Source organism: uncultured Succinatimonas sp. (genome assembly GCF_905203285.1).
Lineage (GTDB): Bacteria > Pseudomonadota > Gammaproteobacteria > Enterobacterales > Succinivibrionaceae > Succinatimonas.
Window position 1 is genome coordinate 1 of sequence record NZ_CAJKVK010000022.1, and the last position, 24,836, is coordinate 24,836.

The following is a 24,836-nucleotide window of genomic DNA, read 5'->3' on the forward strand; positions in this document are numbered from 1 at the left end:
ACCCTAAATTTACAGTCTAGGTAAAATCGTCTTTAGATTTCTTTAAGCAGATCGCTGCCGTGCGGTTTGAGCGCCTTTTTTCTGCGATTAACTTCAGTCAGTTCAGTGTCATAGTAGGAATGCGGATATTTAACCTTGAACAAATCCAGGCATTCACGCTGCTTTTTAGACAGCTGATTGATCACATGCTCGTGGGTATTGCTGAAGTAATAATCTTTAATTCCCCTCAGCTCGTCCATTATGCCGCTTAAGGAATGATGCGGCATTTCCGTCTCTGCTTTCTTAGCCGCTTCAAGTCGTTGGTATAAGAAAGAATAAAGTGTCAGAGCAATAAATTCGATAAAGCATTTTCCGCATAAAGAATCCTCAGAGCTGACGCGAAAGCGCTTAAGCTGCATGCGGGTTTTAAGTGTAGCGAAAGTGTCTTCGATGCACTTGCGTCGGACATAGGCTCGATAGGCGACATCGGCATATTTAATATTATCGGAAACGGTAAGACAGATACCGGCGTTTTTGATAAAAGAGTTATAGACAGCGGTATCAAGGATTGGCTCATGATTATCGTTAAGAATTAACTCTCGGCTGTCTTTATCGGTAAGGTAATTGGCATAAAGAAAAGCTTGCTCTTCGGCTGTTAGGATTTTCTTTTGCATGAAGAGCTCTTTCACTTCTTTAAGCCGGCGCTGATAATGGTCGATTTGTGCTCCCGAAGCCTCGTGATGATAAAAGACATGGACATAAGCCTTGTGTTTACCGCCTTCAACGGCCGTTTGCTCTTTACAGGTATAGACGTTTTGTCCGCAGCGCAGGTCAAAAAGGTTGTCACGGCTGAAAGCTAACATAGCTTCGTCAATATATTTTTGAAAGCCGGTGCATTTTTCGTACGGTACGCACATCAGAAAATGATAGCCCTTATCTGCAATCACGGCCATATTGGCGGCACTGAAGAAACCTCTGTCGGCAACGGCAACGAAAGAATGCACGCCGAGGTTAAGCAGCAGTTCGAAAGTTCCGACGCATTCGGACACATCGGGTATCGAGCCGTTGAAGTACTGATAATATAAAGGACGGGAGCTGTCTTCATCCGTTATCATCATGACATTGATTTGCGGCAGCGCTTCTTCCTGCTTATTGTGTCCGTATTCGGCGTCGCTGAGTTTGGCGTAAGTACTGACCGAGGTGGAATCAAGCGCCCACATTCTTCTTTTGGATAACAAGCGTTTTTTAGTCAAAGCCGTCAGATAGGATTTGAAAAACAGCTGTACCTTTTCAGGAGTAATTGCAGCTAAAAGACGGGTCACAGCCGCAGGATACAGCTCTTCCGCCGCTGCGGGCAAACGGCAGCCGCGGGCAAAAAGACCGAGTCTTGCCAGTTTGGCGTCCGGCTCCATCACCATATAGTAAGCCGCAGCAAGCAGCTGCTTATAATGCTCCCCGAATACTTCTTTTAGACAATTAGGCAGTACGTCGCGTTTTAATAACTCATCAAGCACCGCTGACATACCGATGCTCACGCAGGTGATACGCGGAGCTGCGTAAAGCTCTTCGTTAGAATCGAGCGGAGTAAACACCAGTTTGTATTTACCGGAGGCAGCCGCTGCTTCATCAACGACACGAGATACGGAAAACTTATTAAGCTGCGGATGGGTAAGGCAAAAATCGGATGAAAACTTGATAATGCCGACGCCTTCGCTGTTATCAATACGACCGACGGTTTTGGTATGGGTTTTGACCGCGGTCTTACCGGAGCCTGACTTTTTATTCTGCCAGGCATTACGGTACATGCGGGCGTAAGTGTAATTGCCGGACTTGACGAAATAGAGATTGGGCAGTTCAGGAGCTTTAAGCATAAATATCATCTTCTAGGTATATTATTTTACCTAGAAAGATAGAAAAAATCAAGCTCCAATAATAAAAAACTATTTAAAAACAATGAAATTAAACCGAATAAGAAAAATAAAAAATCCGATTTTTACCTAGACTGTAAATTTCAGGTGTCAGAGCAACTAGCCGATATTCCGATGGAGTTTACAGAAATATTATTATTGGCTTTAGCGGTTAAATTAACTCTATTTTGGAATACGCTTTGAGTAGATATTCCGTTAGAGTCATCAGCGATTTAAACAAAAATAACTTTAATGAAAATAATCTTTGTGTTTTATCAAGATGATGGATTTTAAGCGTAAAAAACATTATTATAAATAACAAAGATAATCTTTGTTATTTATAATTTTTAATATGAAACTAGAAACATTTATAGATAGAATTGACTCTCAAGACCGTTTACGCAATGCGTTAAGTAGAGAAAATACACAATTTATTGTGATCTACGGACGCAGACGTATCGGCAAATCAACTTTAATCAAAGAAACGTTGTCCAAACAAGATATTTACTTTTTAAGCGATCAGACCAATGAAGCAAATCAACGCTTTCTTTTATCTAAAACTATCGCCTTGAATATTCCCTATTTTGACAGAGTTATTTACCCTGACTGGGAAACTTTGTTTCGAGAATTAAACGCAAAACTCACAAAACGCCTCTTAATTTGCCTTGATGAATTTCCTTATTTAGTTAAAAGCTGTCCCTCTATTGCATCAGTTATTCAAAAATTGCTTAATGAACGTACACTTAAATTTGACTTGATTATTTGCGGCTCTTCTCAGCAACTGATGCAAGGATATATTCTTAACAGAAAAGAACCTCTGTATGGGCTTGCCGATGAAATCATTAAATTGGATCCCATCCCCGTAAAATATATTTCTAAAGCCCTACATATTAATTCTGAAGAATCTATTGAAGAGTACGCTGTCTGGGGAGGGATTCCCCGCTATTGGGAGCTTAGATCTGATTATCCTGACCGTAAAACCGCCATTGAAAAATTAATTTTAGACACAAAGGGTATATTAGCAGAAGAACCTCTGCGCCTGCTTAGAGATGATTTACGTGAAACGGTCCAAACATCTACTATTCTTTCCATCATCGGCAACGGAGCGAACAAATTATCGGAAATTGCAGCAAGAGCGGGTAAAAATGCCACACAAATTACCGAGTCTTTAAGCAAACTCCGTAAGTTGGGCTATATACGCCGTGAAATTCCCTTTGGTGAAAATGAAAAAAACAGCAAAAAAGGGATTTACAAAATTAATGATAACCTTTTATCTTTTTATTTTCGGTTTATTTCTCCCTACCATTCTATTTTAGAGTTAGGACGATATGATACGGTCATGAAAATGATCGATGCCCAATTTACGCAATTTGTTGGACAATATTGGGAGCTTTTATGCAGAAATTTCATAAGCGGCAACGTGATTGATGGAGTTACTTACAATCTGGCATCAAGTTGGTGGGGAAAAATCTTTCCCAACGACTGTAAAGAAGGAAAAATGATAGAGCTTGACGTGGTAGCCGAATCATTTGACAAAAAACATATACTCATCGGCGAGTGTAAGTGGACCGAGACGGAAAATGCCGAACGCCTAATTCACGATTTATCAGAAAAAACAAAATGTCTGCCTTTTATTAAAAAAGAGCAAAAAATTCATTTAGTGTTATTTTTAAAAAAACGTCCTTTGCGTCAAACAGGAATAACGTATTTCCTGCCTGAACAAATCTTTGAGAATAGTTAAAAAAATATCGTAAATAAGACCGCGCAAAGGCAAAAAAGTAAACTCTTTATGAACGAGATATTGTTGCTTGGTTCAGCTAGCAAACTGCTTTCAGGCATATAGGTCATTTTGATAAGTTAGATTTAACCAATTTGGCAAGATGAATAGGCAATAGCTCAAATCCTTGATGATAGTTTCTTCCCGTCTTAATTAATTTTACTTACGGCAAGATCTTTTAAATGACTCTTGCCGTAAAAACTTAAGAAGCTTTTCCCTGCAAGCTTTCTTTTAAATCGGCTTTAAAACTGCCGTTGCGCCATTCAAAATCAATGCGCAATAAAATCGCTATAGCGGCAATTGAAACAAAAAGCGACGAACCGCCGTAGCTTACCAAAGGTAAAGTAAGTCCTTTGGTCGGAAGAGCGCCGGATGCAGCTCCGATATTAATCACCGTCTGCAAGCAGAACCATACACCGATGCCGAAAGCCACATAACCTTGGTACAAAGGAGCTTTACGTAAAATATTAAATGAAATTACGATTGCTTTATAAACAAGAATGAATTCAAGCAAAATCACCACGCTCATGCCGATAAAGCCGAATTCCTCGCCTAAAATCGCGGTCACGAAGTCGGTATGAGCTTCAGGAAGATAACCTAATTTTTGAATGGAATTGCCAAGACCTTCTCCGGTTAACCCGCCGCGTCCGAAAGCCATTAAAGACTGCGTAAGCTGATAACCGGCGCCGAACTGATCTTCCCACGGATCAAGGAAAGATAGAATACGACGCATACGGTACGGCTGAATCATGACCAGAATACCGCCGATAACTCCGACAATAGTTAATGTGGCGATGTACTTTAAAAGACCGGCGCCTGCTACGAACAAAATACCGAAAGTAATACAGGTTACCACCACCAAAGAGCCAAAGTCAGGCTGCGCCAAAAGCATCAAGGAAATCACGGCGATGAAAATCATCGGCTTGATAAAGCCTGCAAGGCTTGACTGAACTTCATTAATTTTGCGGCAGGTATAGCTTGAGAAATACAAAATCCAGCACAGCTTTAAGATTTCAGCTGGCTGAATGTTGATAAATCCTAAATGGATCCAGCGCTTGGCTTCATTAACCTCACGACCGATAATCAGCACCAAAATTAAAAGCACTATGGTAAGGAACATACAAGTCATATTGTATTTTTTCCAAACCCCGGTCGGAATCGCCGCGCAGACCAAGCCTAAAAACAAAGCTGCTGCGACATAAACAAGCTGCCGTTTTAAAAAGTACATCGGATCGTTAAAGCGGGTAAGACTCTCCATAACGGAAGCGGAGCTTATCAGCACCACGCTTATCCCCATCAACGCCAAAGCTACAAGCAAAATCATGCGGTCAAAACCGACTTTGTTTTTGACTTTTGCTTTTTTTATAACCGGTGTTGCAGCGGCGGCTTTTTCACTCATCGGCTTTATTCCTCATCAGCCTTTAAGTGTCTTACGAGATTAACGAAAACGCGTCCGCGCTCTTCAAAGCCTTTGAACTGATCAAAGGATGCACAGGCAGGCGACAATAAAATAGCCTGACCGGGACGAGCCATCTGTACAGCCGAATTTAAGGCCTGACGCAAATTAAGTACGCTGTGGGTATAGTTTTCATCAAGGCACAACAGTTTGTCGGCGTCTTTGCCAAAGCAGAACATGGCTGATACTTCTTTACCTAAGTAGCGCTTTAACGGCGTGAAATCCTGACCTTTGCCAAGACCTCCTGCCAAAAGGATAATTCCTTTAGGATGACGTGAGCACAAGCCTTCGATTGCCGCCTGGGCTGACGCCACGTTGGTTGCCTTTGAATCGTTATAGTAGCTTACGCCATTAAGTTCGCGGATAAGCTGGCAGCGGTGCTCAAGCCCCGGGAAGGTCTTTAATGCCTCAATCTGCACGTTGCGATCAATACCAACCGCGTCGGCAAGAGCCATTGCGGCCAAAGCGTTAAGCTCATTATGGCGACCGCAAATAATAAGATCCCTTACATCTAAAACTCTTCTGCCGTTTACCGTAAGATAAGTGGTTTCAGGAGTTTCCTCACGGCCGTAACTTAAATTATCAAGACCGAAACTTGCCACGTAGTGTCCGTTTGCGGGGAAAGTACGAGGATCATCGCGGTTGACGATAATATTATCGCAATGCATAAAAATACGATGCTTAGCGTCACGATACTTATCAATCGAGCCGTCATAGCGATCCAAATGGTCTTCCGAGACATTTAAAATCACGCCTGCCTTTAAATGCAAAGAGCTTGTGGTTTCAAGCTCAAAGCTTGACAGCTCCAAAACGTACATTTGGTTGCGCTTTGAGTAAATATCAAATACGGCATTGCCGAAATTGGCACCGATAGCGCTCGGAATTCCGGCTTTTTCAAGAATATAGCCGACAAGTGCGGTAACCGTGGATTTGCCGTTGCTGCCGGTAATACCGATAATCGGCACGTCGGTAACTTCACGACCGAAGAGTTCAACATCACCCACAATCTCGACGCCGGCTTTTCCTGCAGCGGCGATTTCCGGCAAGGAAATACTAAGACCGGGACTTACGACAAGCATGTCATAAGTTTTAAGCTCTTCAATATTCAACGGTCCTAAATGCAGATCGATTCCTGACGGCAATTCATCAACATAAGGAGGATTGGCTCTGGTGTCATAAACGCCCAGGGCTTTAAGATCGTGTTTTAAAAGATAACTGATGACGGCGACATTGGAAATACCTAAGCCGAGCACCGCGATTTTTTTACCGTTTAACTCTTTGTTCATAAAAAACTCTTTAGCGAAGCTTTAAGGTGATAAGACCGATAAGTACCAAAACTAAAGTAACAATCCAAAAACGCATGAATACGCGCGGTTCAGGCCAGCCACCTTTTTCAAAATGATGATGAATAGGCGCCATTCTGAAAATTCTGCGGCCGCGCATCTTGTAAGATCCGACCTGCAAAATAACGCTTATCGTTTCCATCACGAACACGCCGCCCATAATAAAGAGCAGAATTTCCTGACGGCACAATAAAGCGATAATGCCGAGAACCGCTCCTAAAGCAAGAGAGCCGACATCGCCCATGAAAACTTCGGCAGGATAAGTGTTAAACCACAAAAAGCCCAAACCTGCTCCGACAATAGCGGTACAGGCTACGACCAGCTCCGATGCGTTAGGCAAATACGGAATATACAGATAAACCGCGAAATTGGCGTTTGAGGTAAGCCAGGCAATCACGCCAAGACCTGCCGCTACGGTAATGGTGGTAGCGATGGCAAGACCGTCAAGACCGTCGGTTAAATTAACGGCATTTGAAGATCCGGTAAGCACGAAATAAGCAAGCGGGATAATAAGGAAGCCTAAATCCGGCATAAAATCTTTAAAAAACGGAATGACAAGCGAAGTCTCACCGGTGGATTTTGCCATCCCGTACATGCAGCAGCCGAGGCACACGGCGGCGGCAGACTGCCAGAAGTATTTATATTTGGCACGAAGTCCGTGCGGATCTTTACGCACAACTTTAAGATAATCGTCGGCAAAGCCGATAAGACCATACGCGACCACAGTCGCGATAGTCATCCATACGTAAGGATTATCAAGACGGCACCATAAGAGCATGGTTATCACGATAACGCCGTTAATAAGCACGCCGCCCATGGTCGGGGTACCCTGCTTTTTAAGATGGCTTTCAGGACCGTCTTTACGCACGACTTGACCAAAATGCAGAACCTGCAGCTTACGAATAACGTACGGTCCTAACCACAAAGACAAGGCAAGTGCGGTAAACATGGCAAGTACCGAACGAAACGTCAGATAACTGAAGATTCGAAATGAATCGATATACGATGAAAGATATTCTGAAAGTAAGATGATCATTTAATGCTATCCTTGCTCTCACTTAACGCGATAAGCTTATCGGTAATAAGATCCATGCGCATCGCATGCGATCCTTTTACTAAAATCACGGCATCTTTATGCTGCTTTAAAACCTCATCCTTTAAAAACGCGCCTAATTCTTCATGGCTGTCAAAATGACGGGCAATGCCCCCTGCTTTTTCTACACTGTGCCGTGAAAGCGGGCCGAGGCATAATAGCAGATTTATCTTGTTTTTGGCGTATAAACCTACTTTTTCATGTAAAGATACCGCCTCATCGCCAAGCTCGCCCATATCGCCGAAAACCATCACCTTAAAACCTGCAAAAGAACTTAAAGTATCAATTCCCGACAATACTGCGTTAAAGCTTGCGTTATAAGCGTCATCAATTAAAGTAAAGCCTGAAAATTTCTTAACCTGAAGACGGCCTTTAACCGATGCAGTATTTTCAAGACCGGGCTTTATATATTTAAAGTCACAGCCTAAAGCCAAACACAAAGCTGCGGCGGCTGCCGCGTTTTTCGCATTATGCTTACCTAAAAGATTAAGCTTTATATGCTCGCTTTGACCTTTTGCCGTCAAAATAAACGACACTTCATTTGCTGAGCTTTCAACTTCGCTTACTTTTACAAAATCATCGTCATTAAAACCGAAAGTCAGCATTTTTCCCTGAGAAAAGGCTTCTTTATAATCTTTTTTCCACTCGTCAATCCACTCACTTGAAGAAGGAACGATGCCGATGCCGCCGCGCTCAAGCACCGCATCCAAAATCTCGCTTTTTCCTTCATAAACACCGTGTGATGAACCGAAACCTTCAATATGGGCCTGTCCCACGTTGGTAATGACCGCCGCGTCAGCCTGAACGAATTCAGAGGTGCGCTTAATATCCTCTTTATGGCTTGCACCCTGCTCAATAATTGCATAATCAAGATCTTCATCAAGCCTTAATAAGGTCAGCGGTACACCGACGTCATTATTAAAATTACCCTCGGTACACATGGCATTAAAGCCTTGCTTTAATATGGAATAAGCCATCTCCTTGACCGTGGTTTTACCGCAAGAGCCGGTTACCGCACCGATTTTGGTCTTACATTTTTCACGTACCAAAAGCCCCGCAAGTCCGAGTAAGCGCAAAGTATCGGTACATTTTACATAAGGAACGGAAAAATTATCGCCTTTGCTTACGCCTAATGACGCCGCCCCCGAAGCGACGGCTTTTTCAAGAAAATCATGCGCGTCAAACTTCTCGCCTTTTAATGCGATAAAAAGGCTGCCTTGAGGGCAATTGCGCGAATCGGTAGTAACGCTTTCTACTTTTACGTCATCACCTGTCAACGTACCCTGCGCTTTTTTTGCAAGCTCGCTTAAATAAAAAGGGATCATATCTTAGGTCCTATGCTTTAAAGGTCTAAAAGCCCCATCACAAACTCGCGATCCGAATAATGGTGCTTAACCTTGCCTATAATCTGATAATCCTCATGGCCTTTGCCTGCGACAACCACGCAATCTGCGCTTTTTGCTTCATTAAAGGCTTTGGTTATGGCGTCCTCACGTTTTACGATGCATTCATAATTATCGGCACTGCCTTTTACCCCGGCTTCCATATCTTCTAATATGCGTACCGGATCTTCTGTACGCGGATTGTCTGAGGTGAAGATCACCTTATCGGCATAAACGCAGGCTTTTATCGCCATCATCGGGCGCTTGCCTTTATCCCTGTCGCCGCCGCATCCCAAAACGCACCATACTTTGCCGCCCGGAGTATGGCTGCGAGCAGCTTTAAGCGCACTCTCAACCCCGTCGGGAGTATGCGCATAATCTACGATCATGCGCGGTTTGCCCTCTTTATAAAAACACTCCATGCGTCCGCAAATCGGCTTTAATTGCGATGCTTTTTCAAGTAATTCTTTAAGCGGGAAATGGAAACTTAAAAGCACGCTTAAGGCGCAAAGGAAGTTTTCGGCATTAAAAGTACCCAAAAGAGACAAGGATGCGTCGCCTTTACCGAAAGTACTGTCAATTTTAAGTTTAAGGCCGTCATGCTTGTACTCAATATCGGTAACATTTAAAAGCGCGTGCTTTACGGACTTGTCAGGAGCGTTTACGGCAAGCGCTCCTTTTGGTGAAAACAAAATCGCCTCAGGCTTTAAAGTCGCGACACTTTTACCCATGGCGTCATCAACATTAAGACATAAATGATCGGGATTGACGCGATTTAAAAACTCACGCTTTGCCTTAGCGTAATTTTCCATCGTCTTATGATAATCAAGATGGTCGCGGGTTAAATTAGTAAAAGCCCCGCCTGAAAATACGCAACCGTCAATGCGACCTTCACAGACACCGATTGACGACACTTCCAAAGCCGCGTAATCGGCTCCTTCCTTTACCACCTCAGCTAATGCTTTCTGCAAAGCGACCGCGCTTAGTGTAGTATTGGAACTTTGTTTTAAGTTAGGCAAAAAACCGTAGCCTAAAGTCCCGAAAACCGCGCACTTACGGTTAAATAAAGCAAGATACTGCGCGATAAGCTGAGTTACCGTGCTCTTGCCGTTGGTTCCGGTAATGCCGATAAGACGCAATTTTGATGAAGGATTGAAATAAAACCAGGAGGCAAACTCCCCTATGGTCATTCCTTTTTTAAGATGCAAAACGGGAATTGACACATCCTTTAACTGTTCCTGTGAAGGATCCTCATCACAATCGCAAATAACGGCCGCAGCGCCTTGCTCCTGAGCTTTTAGCATAAAATCAAAACCGTCTACGGTATGACCTTTATGCGCATAAAAAAGAGAGCCCTTTACAACCTGTCTTGAGTCCTCTTCAAGCGTGGATAAAGAACAAGAGCCGACGTTCTTGTCTTCTTCCAAAAAAGCCGCAACTTCCTGCAGCGTCCTGGGTCTTTGCATGTGTTCCATTTCTTAATTCCCGCTTATTTATCCGGTTTGTCAGGAGCTATATTATAAAGCTGCAAGGCACGAGTCATCACGTCCCTAAAAACAGGACCTGAAACCGTACCGCCGTAGAAACTGCCCTTTTGCGGCGCTCTAATCACGACTACCAAGGCAAAGCGCGGATTGGAGATCGGCGCAAATCCTGCAAAAGATGCAAAATATCGTGAACCGTAACCGCCTGCTTCAGCGATTTTTGCGGTACCGGTTTTACCCGCGATGCGGTAGCGATCGATTGCGGCTTTTCCGCCGGTACCTTGAGAGACTACCGTCTCAAGAGCCGCATGAATGCGTTTAACTTCAGAAACGTCGGCAACCTGCAGGGCAGTAGGCTTTTGATGCAGACGCAAAATCGAGACCGGAAGACGTGAACCGTAATTGGCAAGGGTCGCGTATGCCGAGCTTAACTGTAAAGGAGTGACGGCAATACCGTAACCAAAGCCGATTGTTGCCTTATCGATTTCCGACCAGAATCTGCGGTTGGCGTTTAAAGTTCCGTTTACTTCGCCTACAAGCCCGCTTTCCGTTGAATGACCTAAACCGAATTGCTTTAAAGTATCCAAAATCTTAGTAGGTCCGGTGCGCAAGGCGATATGCGCCATACCGGTATTTGAGGAGTACTTTAATATTTCCGTTAAAGTACCGTAATTCATCGCATGGGAATCACGGATTAACTTGCCGTCGACAACAAAAGGTCTCGTGTCGATGATTTCTTTCCACGAAACGGTATTTTGCTCAAGAGCGCTCAACGCCACAATGGGCTTTGCCGTAGAACCCGGTTCCAGAATATCGGTAATTGAACGGTTTTTAGCCTTTTCACTGTTAAATACGCTGCGATCATTAGGGTCAAAAGACGGGTAATTGACCATGGCAAGGACTTCACCGGTTTTAACATCAATCATGACCACGGAACCGCTCTCTGCCGCATGATCGGTAACCGCTTTTTTCAGCGAGCTGTAGGCAATGGTCTGCAGACGATCATCTACGCTTAGCATCAAATTGCCGCCGGCCTTCCCTTCTTCTAAAGTCGCGACGTTTTCAATGATATGTCCCTGCAAATCCTTATGCGCAACACGCGATAAAGCTTTTGCCGACAAATAGCTGTTAAAGCTTTGCTCCACCCCGTAGACACCGTCGCCTTCTGAATTAAGCAAACCGACCAAGTGAGCGTTCACCGCGCCGGTCGGGTAATAGCGCTGATAATTATCATTGATAATGATGCCCGGAAGGCGCATATCGGATAATTCTTTAGCTTTATCAAGCGTCAAATACTGTTTTAAACGCACGTGACGACGCTTGGGGTTTTTAATCTTGCTAAAGACTTCCTGAGGCGACAACTCTAAAATCGCCGCAACCTTTTTTATTTTCTCAACATCATAGGTAACTTTATTGCGGCTTAACTCCAAAGCGTCGGCATAAACCGTTTTAACCGGTACGGAGATAGCCAGGATGCGGCCGAAGCGGTCGGTAATAAGTCCGCGCGCCGGCTCAAAGGAATAGTTGCGCACCACGCGCGAATTTCCTTCCTTAATCAGATTTTCAGGATGTAAAACCTGGATCCATAAAAGACGCGTCAATAAAAAGGCCATACTTAAAAGTACGACCAGCCACACGATTACGACGCGAAAAAGACTTAAAGTAAAAGTTTTATTTTTTAAAGAAGGCTTATAAACCATTTTCAGTTAATTTTAATTACTTGTTCGGCTTCGGTTTTAGGCGCTACCATTTTAAGCTTCTGCGTTGCAGCTTCGCGAATCGTGTTCTGCTCGGACAAAGTCTGGCGCTGAGCAAGCAATGACAGCCATTCCTTATGCAGATTTTCGTTGTTCATCATTACTTCGTTATAGCGGGCCGTCAAATCGCGGGTCTCCTGCACCTGATAAACTTTATATAAACTCAAAGCGCATAAAACCACACCTAAAAAATAGGTAAGGAAATTTTTGGAAATATCGGCAAGGATAGAAGGAACCAAACGCTCTTCTATCTGCCATAAATTAGCGTATTCGGGACGATATGAAAAATAACGATCCTCGCCTGAATCCATTTTGAGATTTTCAAATTCATCAATACTCTGCTCATTTACAGGATCGCTTTTTTCTTCCTCTTTAGTTTCAAGAGAAAAAGGCAATACCGCTTCCTGCTCTTTGTTCTCTTGCAAAGAGTCTTCTTTTTCGGCGGTTTTTAAATTCTCGTTATCAAGATTTAACGCGGTATTATCATTGAACATTATAAACTCCTCCCAAGACGGGCGGCGACGCGAAGCACGGCGCTGCGCGAACGGGGGTTTTGCGAAATTTCAGCATCGGTCGCTTTAATCGCACCGCTGATTTTTTGCAGCGTGCAGGACTTTAGTTTCAACTCCGCCAATTCTTCATCGGTTATAGGTAAGCCGCGCGGAAGCTTAGGCCCTTCCGAATTTTCCCGAATAAATGTTTTTACTATGCGATCTTCAAGGGAATGAAATGAAATCACGCATAATCTTCCGTCTTTATCAAGAACGTCAAGACTACCTTCTAAGGCGGATTTAAGCTCGTCAAGCTCACTGTTTACCGCAATACGCAAGGCCTGAAAGCAGCGAGTGGCTTTATGCTTAGGCCCGGGCTTGCCGGGAATTGACGCGCTGATGACATCGGCAAGAGCCAAAGTCGTGGTAAACGGAGCTTTTTCCCTTTGTCTTACGATGGCATTTGCCACTTTGCCGGCAAAGCGTTCCTCACCGTAAGTTTTAAAAATATAAGCAAGATCTTTTGCGTCATACGTATTTACGATTAAAGCCGCGTCAACTTTCGCGCTTTGATCCATACGCATATCCAAAGGACCGTCTTTATCAAATGAAAAGCCGCGGGACGCATCGTCAAGCTGAGGAGAAGACACACCGATATCCATCAGGATCCCGTTTACTTTTCCCAAGATCTTAAAATCTTCACAAACTTCTTTTAACTGTGAAAAACGTGCATGAACGATGGAAAAACGTTCATCGTCAATGCTTTTTGCCGCCTCGATTGCGCTAAGGTCACGATCTAAAGCATATAAGCGGCCGTTTTTACTTAATCTTTTTAAAATCTCACGGCTGTGCCCGCCGCGGCCGAAAGTTGCGTCGACATAGATCCCGTCAGGGTTTATGTTAAGCCCCGTAAGTGTCTCGTTTAATAAAACCGGAATATGTGAAAATGCCATGCCCGCTCCTTCACTAAAGTTAAAGCTTCAAATTCTTCAGTTCAGGATGGGACAAAAGGGTAGCGCGTTCGTCGGCAATCATCTGAATATCGCGTGAACGCTGCTGCTGTAAGATTTCCTCAGACCAAAGCTCGAATTTATTTTGCATGCCGATAAGCACGGCTTTTTTACTTATTGACCCGGCGCTGCGTAATTCTTGAGGCAATAAAATACGGCTCTGTCCGTCCATCTTGACATAAACGGCACTGCCTAAAAGCAAGCGCTGCAGGCTTCTGCACAACTCATCGGTAAGAGAAGGCAAGGCGCTTAACGCCGCTGCCGCCACTTCCCATTCGGTCTTAGGATAAAGCCACAAGCAAGGATCAAAAAGACTGCGGGTAATAACGCATTCTCCGCAGCATTCATCTTTTAAAATCTCGCGATAACGCGCAGGCACGGCCAATCGACCCTTGTCATCAAGGGCGATTTCGCTGGTTCCGCATAAAAGAAGGTTGCTGCGCATATAATCTTATCCGGTAAATTTTTACCACTTTGATCCACTTTTTCCCATTTATTAGTTTATACCAAAAAGCAAGATCTAGGCAACGTTTTGTTTAATAAAGAAAAAACATGATTTTATATATATAAAACAAGGCTTAAATATTGATGCAAAACGCTTTAAGCTGATCAGTCAAAGCCCTGAAGACAAAAGGTGTGTAAAAAATTTTTTACGAAAATGGAGAGAAGTGGAGAAAAAATAAAAAAAGCGCCCGTTTTTTTAGACGAACGCTTTTTAATGTAAGCTTATTTTTAATTAACCGAAAATATTTACGTAACCTGCAACCAGCAATATAGCGATAATAAGCGGCATTACGAAACGGAAATACCAAATCAGACCACGCGATAACTTAACGCCATCACCAATGTTGCATTCCTTTAAGTAATTATCAAAGCCCCATCCGGTCTTGGCGGTAATGAAAAGAACAAAGACCAATGAGCCGATAGGCAGAACGTTATTGGAAATAAGGAAGTCCTGGAAATCCAAAATAGTTCCAAAACCCAAAGGATGGACGAAACTTAAGTAGTTAAAGCCGAGCACGCACGGGATTGCCATAACCGTGATGATAAGGAAATTTACGATAACCGCCTTGACGCGAGATACGGCAAACAAATCCATGGAAATGGCGATGATACTTTCAAACACGGCAATTAAAGTGGATACCGCGGCAAAAAGCATGAAGAGGAAGAAAAGTCCGCCCCAGAACCAGCCTAAAGACATGTTGGAAAATACGGTGGTCAAAGTAACGAACAGAAGGTTAGGACCTGCATCCGGTGCAATTCCGTAACTAAAGCATGCCGGGAAAATAATAAAGCCTGAAAGCAAGGCTACGGTAGTATCAAGTCCGCAAATGTAAGTTGCCTCGGTAACCAGGGTATGCTGCTTATCCATATAGCTGCCGAAAATAAGGATAGAGCCCTGACCTACCGACAAAGTAAAGAAGGACTGACCCATCGCCGCCCACAAAACTTCCATGATGCCGTGCTCTGAAATACTTCCGACATTAGGCATCAAATAATAACTGATACCCTCGCTAAAACCCGGTAAAGTAAATGAACGTACTGCCATAAAAATAAGCAGAGCAAAAAGCAGAAGCATCATCGGCTTGGTGATACGCTCGACACCGCGAACCACGCCCAATGCCACGATGGCAAAAGATGCTACGACCACGGTAACCATGCAGACGAACATGGTCAAAGGATTAGCAAGCAGTTCGGAAAACTCGACAGAGGCTTGTTCCTGCTGAATGCCGGCTTCAAATCCGCCTACCCAGAAACGGATCATGTAATAAAAAAGCCAGCCGGTAATGACGCTGTAAAAAGACATCAGGATATAGCTGCCCGGGATCTGCCAGAATTTATTCCAATGCCACTTGGTTTTAGGCTGCTCCAAAACTTCATAAGCGCGGGCAATAGAACGGCGAGAAGCACGTCCTATAGCAAGCTCTATAGTTAAAAGCGGCATACCTACGCCAAGGAGGAAGGCAAGGTAAATGATTACGAAAAGAGCTCCGCCGTACATACCTGTGATATACGGGAAACGCCACACGTTGCCAAGACCGATAGCACAGCCGGCGGCAATTAACAAAAAGCCTAAGCGTGTTTTAAATTGTTCACGATCAGAAGACATAATGTTTTCCTTTATTTACCGAAGATTTCCACGTATCCTTGCAGGAATAAAACCACAATGACCACAGGAAGAACGAATTTATAATAGTTAAGAGCCCAAGCGGGGATCTTGATGCCGATTCCGGTATTGGCCTCTTTAAGGTAATTGTCAAAGCCCCAGCCTCTTTTTAAGACTACATACAAAATATAGCAAAGAGTACCGTAAGGCAAAATATTCTTGGATAGGATAAAGTCATAAGTATCCAAAATCGTACTGCCCTGTCCTAAAGGCTGAACGTGAGACCACAGATTGTAACCTAAAAGGCACGGGATACCGAGCAAGATGATTACAATGCAGTTGTAGACAACTGATTTCACGCGCGAAATACTGAAAATTTCCATGCAGATAGCGATGATGTTTTCAAACACCGCAATCAGGGTAGATACTGAGGCAAACAGCATGAAAAGGAAGAACACGGCTCCCCAAATCTGACCGTATGCCATATTGGAAAACACCGACACCAGCGAAATAAAGACAAGACCTGGACCTGAATCAGGCTGCACCCCGTAGCTAAAGCATGCCGGGAAAATAATAAAGCCTGACAATACCGCGACTACGGTATTTAGAATAGTAAGAGTCATACCTTCGGAAAATAAGGTGTGCTCCCTATCCATGTATGATCCGAAAATCTGAATTGACCCGACGCCCAAACCCAAGGTAAAGAACGACTGAGCCATAGCCGCAGACAGAGTGTTTAAAATTCCGTGCTCTTTAAGGTTATCGATGTTAGGCATCAGATAATAAGAAATGCCTTCTTTTGCGCCCGGCAGAAAAAAAGAACGAGCCGCCATAAAAATAAGCAGCACGAAAAGCAGGATCATCATCGGCTTGGTGATGCGTTCCACGCCTTTTTGCAAACCGCAGGCACAAACGGCAAAAGAGCCTATAACCACAATCAAAGTGCTTATAAACTGCGAAGCTGGGTCGGCAAGCATGCTGCCGAATAACCCGCCGGCTTCATCGCGAGAGATTACGCCGGTATAAGCGCCGCTGCCGACCTTTATCATGTAATAAAACATCCAGCCTGTAACCAGGCTGTAAAAGGCCATCAAAACATAATTTCCCGAAATCATGAAAAACTTGTTTAAGTTCCATTTGGTATTGGGGGAAATCTCTTCAAAAGACTTGCCGAGGCTGCGGCGTGAAGCTCGCCCTACCGCAAGCTCAATAGTCAAAATCGGCACGCCGACTAAAAAGAGGAAAAATAAATAAATTACAAGAAAGATAGCGCCGCCGTACTCTCCGGTGATGTACGGAAAGCGCCATACGTTACCGAGCCCGATTGAGCATCCTGCCGCAATCAGCAGGAACCCAAGGCGTGATGAAAATTGTTCACGAGCCATGAAAAAACCTTAAATTAACCGAACACGGTTATGTAGCAGTTGATTAAGAGCAAAACGATTGCAACCGGAATGATGATGCGGTAATAGAATTTGCTCCATCTGGGGATCTTGTAGCCTTCACCGGTATTGGTTTCTTTAAGATAATTCTCAAAACCCCAACCGCTTCTGAATGTAACGAAGCAGGCATAGCACAAAGCGCCTAAAGGCAGAATATTGTTGGAAATAATGAAGTCCTCAAGATCGAGGAAGGTTGAATTTCCGCCTAAAGGATGAACGTCGGAAAGATAGTTAAAGCCAAAAAGGCAAGGTAAACCGATGACCATGATGATAACGAAGTTAATCATTACGGAGCGGCGGCGTGAAGTAGTAAACAGCTCCATAGTGATAGCAACGATATTCTCAAACACGGCAATCAAGGTTGAGATTGCGGCAAAGAGCATAAAGAGGAAGAAAGTACCGCCCCAGAATGCACCGTTTGACATATTGGAGAATACGGAAACCAAGGTTACGAAAATAAGACCGGGACCTGCACCTGGCTCAACACCGTAGCTAAAGCATGCCGGGAAAATAATAAGACCTGAAAGCAAAGCTACCATGGTGTTTAAGGCGGTAATGGTGAAGCCTTCGTTTGCCAAGGTATGGGAAGAATTCATATAGGTGCCGAACACCTGAATGGCACCGATACCGATAGACAACGAGAAGAAAGCCTGTCCCATAGCTGCGGTAACTACTTCCATAAGACCTGCTGAAGTCAATTTATCTAAATTAGGAGCAAGGTAATAAGAAAGACCTTCTCTCCAGCCGGATAAAGTGAAAGAACGGGCAGCAAGGAAAACAAGCAGCACGAATAATAAAAGCATCATCGGCTTAGTAATGCGCTCAACGCCTTTTCTTAAACCGCAGGCACAAATACCGAAGCTTATGGCAGTAACGGCCAGCATGCTGGTAAACATGCTTGAAGGGGAATTAAGCATAGCGTTGAAATCAGCGCCAGCGACATCGGCCGGGGTATTGACGCCGAACTCTCCCATATAGCCCTTAATGCAATAAAACAGCATCCAGCCGGTAATTAAGCTGTAGAAAGAAACCAGCACGTAGTTGCCGGCAATCATCCAAAACTTATGCCAATGCCAATGAGTGCCTTTGGGTTGTAACTCCTCAAAAGAACGGGCCAAAGTACGGCGTGAAGCACGACCGATAGCCAGTTCCATGGATAAAAGAGGTACACCGAAAGCAATCATGAAGAATAAATAAATAAGGACGAACAGAGCTCCGCCGTATTGTCCGGTGATAAAAGGGAAGCGCCATACGTTACCAAGTCCGATAGCGCAACCTGCTGATATCAGGATAAAACCCAAGCGGGATGAAAAATGCTCACGTGTTGCCATAAATAATCTACCTGTCTTCTTACGTTGACGGTTACTCCCCTTATAAAGTCGGGGATTCCTGCAGCCTTAAGCGGCAAAATTCCGTATAAGGCTTAGCGATATTCCTGCAATAAGCCTCTTTAAAGTATTCATGACAGGCAAACCGGGCTCGCTATACCCTTAAAAAATTTTTGCGGCCCGACAGGCATCAGCCCCCGGCCGCACTATCAATATAAAACCCGAAAATTTTGGTTTTCGGGTTCAAGTTATTACGGGAAATTACTGCTGTTCAGAACTCTCTGATACCTCTGCTTGAGCAGTCTCGGCATTTTCGTCCTGAGCTTTATTCTCTTCGTTTACCGCTTTAATCGACAAACGAATGCGGCCCGTATTATCAAGATCAAGAACCTTGACTTTAACGATATCGCCTACGCGCAGATAATCATTGACGTTATCAACACGCTCATCGACGATTTGAGAAATGTGAACCAAACCGTCACGACCCGGCAGAATATTAACGAAAGCACCGAAATCGGTGATACGTACTACTTTACCTTCGTAAACGCGGCCTACTTCAACCTCAACTAACAAATCGTTGATACGGGCGATAACCTGATCGGCTGATGCTGCAGTGTTGGCTGAAATCTTGACGGTGCCGTCATCTTCAATATCGATTGAAGTGTTGGTGGCAGCCTGGATAGCACGGATGTTAAAGCCGCCCTTTCCGATAATTTCCTTAACCTTCTCAGGCGGAACCTGAATGGTAACGATGCGCGGAGCATACGGAGAAAGGGTCTGGCGCGGATTGGGCAATGCTCTTGCCATGATCTTCAAAAGATGCAGACGAGCTGCATGAGCATCGGTCAATGCCTGCTGCATGATTTCACGGGTAATGCCGTCGGTCTTGATATCCATCTGTAAAGCGGTAACGCCTTCGGTGGTACCGGCTACCTTAAAGTCCATATCGCCCAAGTGATCTTCATCACCCATGATGTCGGTCAATACGGCAACGCGGTCGCCTTCTTTTACAAGACCCATTGCGATGCCGGCAACGGCTGCTTTACAAGGAACGCCTGCATCAAACAAAGCAAGGGATCCGCCGCAGACTGAAGCCATGGATGAAGAGCCGTTTGATTCGGTAATTTCTGAAACTACGCGAACGGTATACGGGAAGTGCTCCATATCGGGCAGAACGGCACGCAATGCGCGTTTTGCCAAACGACCGTGACCGATTTCACGACGCTTGGGAGAACCGATAAGACCGGTCTCGCCTACGCAATAAGGCGGGAAGTTGTAATGGAGAATGAAGCGATCGCTTCTTGTTCCTGACATGTCCTCAAAGGTCTGGGCATCACGCTCGGAACCTAAAGTACAAGTTGCGATAGCCTGAGTTTCGCCACGAGTGAACAAAGCGCTGCCGTGAACGCGCGGCAAAATGCCTGAAGCCACGGTAATCGGGCGAATCATGCGCAAAGTACGTCCGTCAATACGCTTTTCACCTGACAAAATACGCTCTCTTACGATATCGCGCTCCAAATCAAAGAAGATCTTGGCAATATCCTGATCTTTTTCAGCCCACTCTTCTTTTTGAGCCTTAACTTTCTCAATGGTCTCGGCTTCAATGGTAGCAAGGGCATTCTGGCGCTCAAGTTTGTCAACGATACGGAAAGCTTCACCGACTTTTTCCTCGGCATCGGCTTTAACGGCATTGATCAATTCATAATCAGGCTCGGGAGCTTTCCAATCCCAAACAGGACGGTTAACTTCTTTTGCGAACTCTTTAATCTCGTTAATAACAACCTGCTGCTGTTCATGTCCGTACATAACGGCGCCGAGCATTACATCCTCAGGAAGGATCTTAGCTTCAGACTCTACCATGACGACAGCCTTGTCGGAACCTGCGACGACCAAATCAAGATCGGATTCTTCAGTTTCAGAGGTCAACGGATTTAAAACATACTGTCCGTTAATATAGCCGACGCGTGCGGCTCCCAAAGGTCCGTTCCAGGGAAGTCCTGAAGTGGACAAGGCGGCAGAAGCTGCGATGATAGAAATAATGTCGGTCGGAATTTCAGGATTTGCCGACATTACGGTAACTACGACCTGAACTTCGTTAACGAAACCGTCCGGGAATAAAGGACGCAAAGGACGGTCGATAAGTCTTGAAATAAGGGTCTCGCCTTCTGAGGCACGACCTTCACGTCTGAAGAAGCTGACAGGGATACGGCCGACCGCGTAAGAACGTTCCTGATAGTTTACAGTAAGAGGGAAAAAGTCTCTGCCCTCGACCTGCTCGCGGCGGTTGCACACTACGGTCGCGAAAACGGTAGTGTCATCCATTGAGGCCATAACAGCCGAATCAGCCTGACGACCAATAGCACCTGTTTCTAAAGTAATAGTATGACGTCCATATTTAAAGGTGCGGGTGATAGGCTTTAAATTCATTAAAAATATCTCCTACTAAGATCCGCAATTAAAAACTGCCTGCTGCGGATCCTTATGAACTGTCACGCACTTGCGCACGAAACTTTATGGAAAACCATCTTCCATTAACCGATAATCTTATTTATATATTCTCACATATAAAAAGACCACCGCGGGCATGTTCAAACAATACCCTAAATCAAGTCAGAGCGGCACCGTGCCCCTCATCCCTGAAATCTTTTAAGCCAAAAAACTAAACAGCAAAAGCTGCCATCGCCGGATTTCCCGAGCTTACGCCGAAAATAACCGCGAATTTACGTAAAATTCGGGCGGCAAAATGCCGCCCGTGCCGGTCGTTATTAGCGACGGAGCTTTAACTTCTCAACGATAGCGGTATAACGCTCTACGTCAGAAGCCTTTAAGTAGTCGAGAAGCTTACGACGCTGAGCAACCATGCGCAACAAACCGCGACGGCTGTGATGATCTTTCTTGTTTGCCTGGAAGTGCGGCTGCAAGTCAGCGATTCTGTAGGTTAACAGTGCAATCTGAACTTCAGGAGAGCCGGTATCTCTTTCTCCACGGGCAAATTCAGCGACGATCTTAGCTTTGGTTTCAACACTTAATGCCATTTTTAAAATGCTCCTTTGTGAAATTAATACGCCCCTTCCAATCACAAATTCAGGAGGGGTAGCTTGCAAATTTTAACATAAATAATTCACCAAATTCGATCAAAATGGCGGTAAAACGCACAAAGAGTTTTAGAAACCGTCTTAAAATCAAAAAGTAAAAAAATTCATAGACTAATATGAAGATAATGAGATTTTTTACAGTAGAATTAACAATCTCACCTCGCGGCACTGAACAACTGATAATAACAACTTAAAAAAATAGGATCTTAAATATTATGGCGGGCAAGAAAAAACATAAACAAGGCGATAACGTCATTGCGGTCAATCGCCGCGCCACTCATGATTATTTTATTGAGGATCGCATCGAAGCAGGATTGTCGCTGCAGGGATGGGAAGTAAAGTCTTTGCGCGCGGGCAAAGCCAATATTTCAGAAGCTTACGTCACGATAAAAGACGGTGAGGCTATTTTATTAGGCGCAACCATCAATCCGCTTAAAAACTCCTGCGCTTTCGTAGTCTGCGACCCGACCCGTACCAGAGTTCTGCTTTTAAACCGCAGGGAAATAAGCAAACTCATAGGTCAGTCCCAGCGCCAAGGGTATACCATCATTCCTTTGCGCTTATACTGGAAGGGCTCGTGGGCCAAGCTTGAAATCGGCATTGCCAAAGGCAAACAGGAACACGATAAGCGTGATTCATTAAAAGAAAAGCAGTGGCAGCGTGAAAAAGAACGCATTATGAAAAAAAATTTCTAATTCATTGCTTCTTTTTAACTTTTATATATAATGGCAGAGCTTGGGGATGATTCTGGATTCGACCGGAAGCATGGATTCCAAGGCGCATGTCGAGCTCGGTATCTCGTAAAACTGTCGGAAAAAAATAGTCGCCAACGACGAAAACTACGCTTTAGCAGCTTAATAACCTGCGTAAAGCCCTCGGTTTTAAGCCTTTCTAGTGACGCTTAATTAATCCGGGGTCAGTTTTTCACTAGATCGTATGGAGTCCCCCGTCTGAGGATGAAATACTAAAGGATTAACCAGACTGTGGTGCAAGGTAGCGTGGTTGTCCGCAGCCGGCATCAAGATCGTAGACAAACCTAAACATGTAGTGCTGAAGATGAAGTCTTTTGGGACGCGGGTTCAAATCCCGCCATCTCCACCAAGATTTTGAAAATTTTCACATCCCCTAAAAAATGACTGCAAATGCGGTCATTTTTTGTTTTTACGCAAAACTTTAAATCATTTCTTTTCCCTAAATTTACAGTCTAGGTAAAATCGTCTTTAGATTTCTTTAAGCAGATCGCTGCCGTGCGGTTTGAGCGCCTTTTTTCTGCGATTAACTTCAGTCAGTTCAGTGTCATAGTAGGAATGCGGATATTTAACCTTGAACAAATCCAGGCATTCACGCTGCTTTTTAGACAGCTGATTGATCACATGCTCGTGGGTATTGCTGAAGTAATAATCTTTAATTCCCCTCAGCTCGTCCATTATGCCGCTTAAGGAATGATGCGGCATTTCCGTCTCTGCTTTCTTAGCCGCTTCAAGTCGTTGGTATAAGAAAGAATAAAGTGTCAGAGCAATAAATTCGATAAAGCATTTTCCGCATAAAGAATCCTCAGAGCTGACGCGAAAGCGCTTAAGCTGCATGCGGGTTTTAAGTGTAGCGAAAGTGTCTTCGATGCACTTGCGTCGGACATAGGCTCGATAGGCGACATCGGCATATTTAATATTATCGGAAACGGTAAGACAGATACCGGCGTTTTTGATAAAAGAGTTATAGACAGCGGTATCAAGGATTGGCTCATGATTATCGTTAAGAATTAACTCTCGGCTGTCTTTATCGGTAAGGTAATTGGCATAAAGAAAAGCTTGCTCTTCGGCTGTTAGGATTTTCTTTTGCATGAAGAGCTCTTTCACTTCTTTAAGCCGGCGCTGATAATGGTCGATTTGTGCTCCCGAAGCCTCGTGATGATAAAAGACATGGACATAAGCCTTGTGTTTACCGCCTTCAACGGCCGTTTGCTCTTTACAGGTATAGACGTTTTGTCCGCAGCGCAGGTCAAAAAGGTTGTCACGGCTGAAAGCTAACATAGCTTCGTCAATATATTTTTGAAAGCCGGTGCATTTTTCGTACGGTACGCACATCAGAAAATGATAGCCCTTATCTGCAATCACGGCCATATTGGCGGCACTGAAGAAACCTCTGTCGGCAACGGCAACGAAAGAATGCACGCCGAGGTTAAGCAGCAGTTCGAAAGTTCCGACGCATTCGGACACATCGGGTATCGAGCCGTTGAAGTACTGATAATATAAAGGACGGGAGCTGTCTTCATCCGTTATCATCATGACATTGATTTGCGGCAGCGCTTCTTCCTGCTTATTGTGTCCGTATTCGGCGTCGCTGAGTTTGGCGTAAGTACTGACCGAGGTGGAATCAAGCGCCCACATTCTTCTTTTGGATAACAAGCGTTTTTTAGTCAAAGCCGTCAGATAGGATTTGAAAAACAGCTGTACCTTTTCAGGAGTAATTGCAGCTAAAAGACGGGTCACAGCCGCAGGATACAGCTCTTCCGCCGCTGCGGGCAAACGGCAGCCGCGGGCAAAAAGACCGAGTCTTGCCAGTTTGGCGTCCGGCTCCATCACCATATAGTAAGCCGCAGCAAGCAGCTGCTTATAATGCTCCCCGAATACTTCTTTTAGACAATTAGGCAGTACGTCGCGTTTTAATAACTCATCAAGCACCGCTGACATACCGATGCTCACGCAGGTGATACGCGGAGCTGCGTAAAGCTCTTCGTTAGAATCGAGCGGAGTAAACACCAGTTTGTATTTACCGGAGGCAGCCGCTGCTTCATCAACGACACGAGATACGGAAAACTTATTAAGCTGCGGATGGGTAAGGCAAAAATCGGATGAAAACTTGATAATGCCGACGCCTTCGCTGTTATCAATACGACCGACGGTTTTGGTATGGGTTTTGACCGCGGTCTTACCGGAGCCTGACTTTTTATTCTGCCAGGCATTACGGTACATGCGGGCGTAAGTGTAATTGCCGGACTTGACGAAATAGAGATTGGGCAGTTCAGGAGCTTTAAGCATAAATATCATCTTCTAGGTATATTATTTTACCTAGAAAGATAGAAAAAATCAAGCTCCAATAATAAAAAACTATTTAAAAACAATGAAATTAAACCGAATAAGAAAAATAAAAAATCCGATTTTTACCTAGACTGTAAATTTCAGGTT

18 protein-coding genes and 1 other RNA gene are annotated in these 24,836 nt (G+C 44.4%); 3 read left to right on the forward strand and 16 right to left on the reverse strand.

What is annotated here, in order from left to right; all coding sequences use genetic code 11:
- Nucleotides 1-32 precede the first annotated feature (32 nt).
- Nucleotides 33-1,850, reverse strand: a complete 1,818-nt coding sequence (locus tag QZ019_RS03765; protein ID WP_295482422.1) for a transposase — start codon at nucleotides 1,848-1,850, stop codon at nucleotides 33-35.
- 388 nt (nucleotides 1,851-2,238) lie between these two features.
- Here QZ019_RS03765 and QZ019_RS03770 point away from each other — a divergent pair, with 388 nt between their 5' ends.
- Nucleotides 2,239-3,627, forward strand: coding sequence for an ATP-binding protein (locus QZ019_RS03770; RefSeq protein WP_295482423.1), 1,389 nt, complete (start codon nucleotides 2,239-2,241; stop codon nucleotides 3,625-3,627).
- Nucleotides 3,628-3,865: 238 nt separating this feature from the next.
- On the opposite strand, the gene ftsW is transcribed toward QZ019_RS03770, so the two are convergent.
- The 14 genes from ftsW to rpsO all read right to left on the reverse strand — a co-directional run bounded on the left by ftsW (nucleotide 3,866) and on the right by rpsO (nucleotide 21,591).
- Nucleotides 3,866-5,062, reverse strand: coding sequence for a putative lipid II flippase FtsW (gene ftsW / locus QZ019_RS03775; RefSeq protein WP_295482424.1), 1,197 nt, complete (start codon nucleotides 5,060-5,062; stop codon nucleotides 3,866-3,868).
- A gap of 5 nt (nucleotides 5,063-5,067) precedes the next feature.
- A complete protein-coding gene (murD, locus tag QZ019_RS03780) occupies nucleotides 5,068-6,405 on the reverse strand; it encodes a UDP-N-acetylmuramoyl-L-alanine--D-glutamate ligase (protein WP_295482426.1) in 1,338 nt (445 codons plus the stop codon).
- Nucleotides 6,406-6,415: 10 nt separating this feature from the next.
- Nucleotides 6,416-7,498 carry a phospho-N-acetylmuramoyl-pentapeptide-transferase gene (gene mraY / locus QZ019_RS03785; protein ID WP_294566799.1) on the reverse strand — a complete coding sequence of 361 codons (1,083 nt, stop codon included), beginning with the start codon at nucleotides 7,496-7,498 and terminating at the stop codon, nucleotides 6,416-6,418.
- Nucleotides 7,495-8,880 carry a UDP-N-acetylmuramoyl-tripeptide--D-alanyl-D-alanine ligase gene (gene murF, locus QZ019_RS03790; RefSeq protein ID WP_295482429.1) on the reverse strand — a complete coding sequence of 462 codons (1,386 nt, stop codon included), beginning with the start codon at nucleotides 8,878-8,880 and terminating at the stop codon, nucleotides 7,495-7,497. Before murF ends, mraY begins: the two co-directional genes overlap by 4 nt.
- 17 nt (nucleotides 8,881-8,897) lie before the next feature.
- The gene (locus tag QZ019_RS03795; protein WP_295482431.1) at nucleotides 8,898-10,403 is read right to left on the reverse strand and encodes a UDP-N-acetylmuramoyl-L-alanyl-D-glutamate--2,6-diaminopimelate ligase; all 1,506 of its coding nucleotides are present in this window, start codon (nucleotides 10,401-10,403) and stop codon (nucleotides 8,898-8,900) included.
- Between the two features lie 23 nt (nucleotides 10,404-10,426).
- Nucleotides 10,427-12,121, reverse strand: a complete 1,695-nt coding sequence (locus QZ019_RS03800) for a penicillin-binding protein 2 (RefSeq protein WP_295482433.1) — start codon at nucleotides 12,119-12,121, stop codon at nucleotides 10,427-10,429.
- Between the two features lie 2 nt (nucleotides 12,122-12,123).
- On the reverse strand, nucleotides 12,124-12,672 hold the full coding sequence (locus QZ019_RS03805) for a cell division protein FtsL (protein ID WP_295482435.1): 549 nt from the start codon (nucleotides 12,670-12,672) through the stop codon (nucleotides 12,124-12,126).
- A complete protein-coding gene (gene rsmH / locus QZ019_RS03810) occupies nucleotides 12,672-13,622 on the reverse strand; it encodes a 16S rRNA (cytosine(1402)-N(4))-methyltransferase RsmH (protein ID WP_295482437.1) in 951 nt (316 codons plus the stop codon). The genes QZ019_RS03805 and rsmH overlap by 1 nt, the downstream gene beginning before the upstream one ends.
- A 19-nt stretch (nucleotides 13,623-13,641) precedes the next feature.
- Nucleotides 13,642-14,124, reverse strand: a complete 483-nt coding sequence (gene mraZ / locus QZ019_RS03815; protein WP_295482439.1) for a division/cell wall cluster transcriptional repressor MraZ — start codon at nucleotides 14,122-14,124, stop codon at nucleotides 13,642-13,644.
- A 291-nt stretch (nucleotides 14,125-14,415) separates the two neighbouring features.
- On the reverse strand, nucleotides 14,416-15,789 hold the full coding sequence (locus tag QZ019_RS03820) for a sodium-dependent transporter (RefSeq protein ID WP_294566814.1): 1,374 nt from the start codon (nucleotides 15,787-15,789) through the stop codon (nucleotides 14,416-14,418).
- Nucleotides 15,790-15,800: 11 nt separating this feature from the next.
- Complete coding sequence (locus QZ019_RS03825) at nucleotides 15,801-17,171, reverse strand: sodium-dependent transporter (RefSeq protein ID WP_295482441.1); 1,371 nt, start codon at nucleotides 17,169-17,171, stop codon at nucleotides 15,801-15,803.
- A 14-nt stretch (nucleotides 17,172-17,185) separates the two neighbouring features.
- Nucleotides 17,186-18,559, reverse strand: a complete 1,374-nt coding sequence (locus QZ019_RS03830) for a sodium-dependent transporter (RefSeq protein ID WP_294566819.1) — start codon at nucleotides 18,557-18,559, stop codon at nucleotides 17,186-17,188.
- Nucleotides 18,560-18,817: 258 nt separating this feature from the next.
- Entirely contained in the window at nucleotides 18,818-20,983 is a 2,166-nt protein-coding gene (pnp, locus tag QZ019_RS03835; RefSeq protein WP_295482443.1) for a polyribonucleotide nucleotidyltransferase, read from the reverse strand.
- Nucleotides 20,984-21,321: 338 nt separating this feature from the next.
- Nucleotides 21,322-21,591 carry a 30S ribosomal protein S15 gene (gene rpsO / locus QZ019_RS03840; RefSeq protein ID WP_040909329.1) on the reverse strand — a complete coding sequence of 90 codons (270 nt, stop codon included), beginning with the start codon at nucleotides 21,589-21,591 and terminating at the stop codon, nucleotides 21,322-21,324.
- A 275-nt stretch (nucleotides 21,592-21,866) separates the two neighbouring features.
- On the opposite strand from rpsO, the gene smpB reads away from it, so the two are divergent.
- The gene (gene smpB, locus QZ019_RS03845; RefSeq protein ID WP_294566824.1) at nucleotides 21,867-22,346 is read left to right on the forward strand and encodes an SsrA-binding protein SmpB; all 480 of its coding nucleotides are present in this window, start codon (nucleotides 21,867-21,869) and stop codon (nucleotides 22,344-22,346) included.
- Nucleotides 22,347-22,388: 42 nt separating this feature from the next.
- Nucleotides 22,389-22,752: a transfer-messenger RNA gene (gene ssrA / locus QZ019_RS03850) on the forward strand.
- Between the two features lie 119 nt (nucleotides 22,753-22,871).
- Here ssrA and QZ019_RS03855 read toward each other — a convergent pair.
- Entirely contained in the window at nucleotides 22,872-24,689 is a 1,818-nt protein-coding gene (locus QZ019_RS03855) for a transposase (RefSeq protein ID WP_295482422.1), read from the reverse strand.
- Nucleotides 24,690-24,836: the final 147 nt, after the last annotated feature.

Coding starts and splice junctions, on each gene's coding strand:
- mraY (WP_294566799.1), bottom strand. CDS start 7,498: ATGATCATCTTACTTTCAGAATATCTTTCATCGTATATCGATTCATTT.
- QZ019_RS03830 (WP_294566819.1), bottom strand. CDS start 18,559: ATGGCAACACGTGAGCATTTTTCATCCCGCTTGGGTTTTATCCTGATA.
- QZ019_RS03825 (WP_295482441.1), bottom strand. CDS start 17,171: ATGGCTCGTGAACAATTTTCATCACGCCTTGGGTTCCTGCTGATTGCG.
- QZ019_RS03765 (WP_295482422.1), bottom strand. CDS start 1,850: ATGCTTAAAGCTCCTGAACTGCCCAATCTCTATTTCGTCAAGTCCGGC.
- smpB (WP_294566824.1), top strand. CDS start 21,867: ATGGCGGGCAAGAAAAAACATAAACAAGGCGATAACGTCATTGCGGTC.
- rsmH (WP_295482437.1), bottom strand. CDS start 13,622: ATGGCATTTTCACATATTCCGGTTTTATTAAACGAGACACTTACGGGG.
- QZ019_RS03770 (WP_295482423.1), top strand. CDS start 2,239: ATGAAACTAGAAACATTTATAGATAGAATTGACTCTCAAGACCGTTTA.
- QZ019_RS03795 (WP_295482431.1), bottom strand. CDS start 10,403: ATGCAAAGACCCAGGACGCTGCAGGAAGTTGCGGCTTTTTTGGAAGAA.
- murD (WP_295482426.1), bottom strand. CDS start 6,405: ATGAACAAAGAGTTAAACGGTAAAAAAATCGCGGTGCTCGGCTTAGGT.
- mraZ (WP_295482439.1), bottom strand. CDS start 14,124: ATGCGCAGCAACCTTCTTTTATGCGGAACCAGCGAAATCGCCCTTGAT.
- rpsO (WP_040909329.1), bottom strand. CDS start 21,591: ATGGCATTAAGTGTTGAAACCAAAGCTAAGATCGTCGCTGAATTTGCC.
- QZ019_RS03805 (WP_295482435.1), bottom strand. CDS start 12,672: ATGTTCAATGATAATACCGCGTTAAATCTTGATAACGAGAATTTAAAA.
- ftsW (WP_295482424.1), bottom strand. CDS start 5,062: ATGAGTGAAAAAGCCGCCGCTGCAACACCGGTTATAAAAAAAGCAAAA.
- QZ019_RS03855 (WP_295482422.1), bottom strand. CDS start 24,689: ATGCTTAAAGCTCCTGAACTGCCCAATCTCTATTTCGTCAAGTCCGGC.
- pnp (WP_295482443.1), bottom strand. CDS start 20,983: ATGAATTTAAAGCCTATCACCCGCACCTTTAAATATGGACGTCATACT.
- QZ019_RS03800 (WP_295482433.1), bottom strand. CDS start 12,121: ATGGTTTATAAGCCTTCTTTAAAAAATAAAACTTTTACTTTAAGTCTT.
- murF (WP_295482429.1), bottom strand. CDS start 8,880: ATGATCCCTTTTTATTTAAGCGAGCTTGCAAAAAAAGCGCAGGGTACG.
- QZ019_RS03820 (WP_294566814.1), bottom strand. CDS start 15,789: ATGTCTTCTGATCGTGAACAATTTAAAACACGCTTAGGCTTTTTGTTA.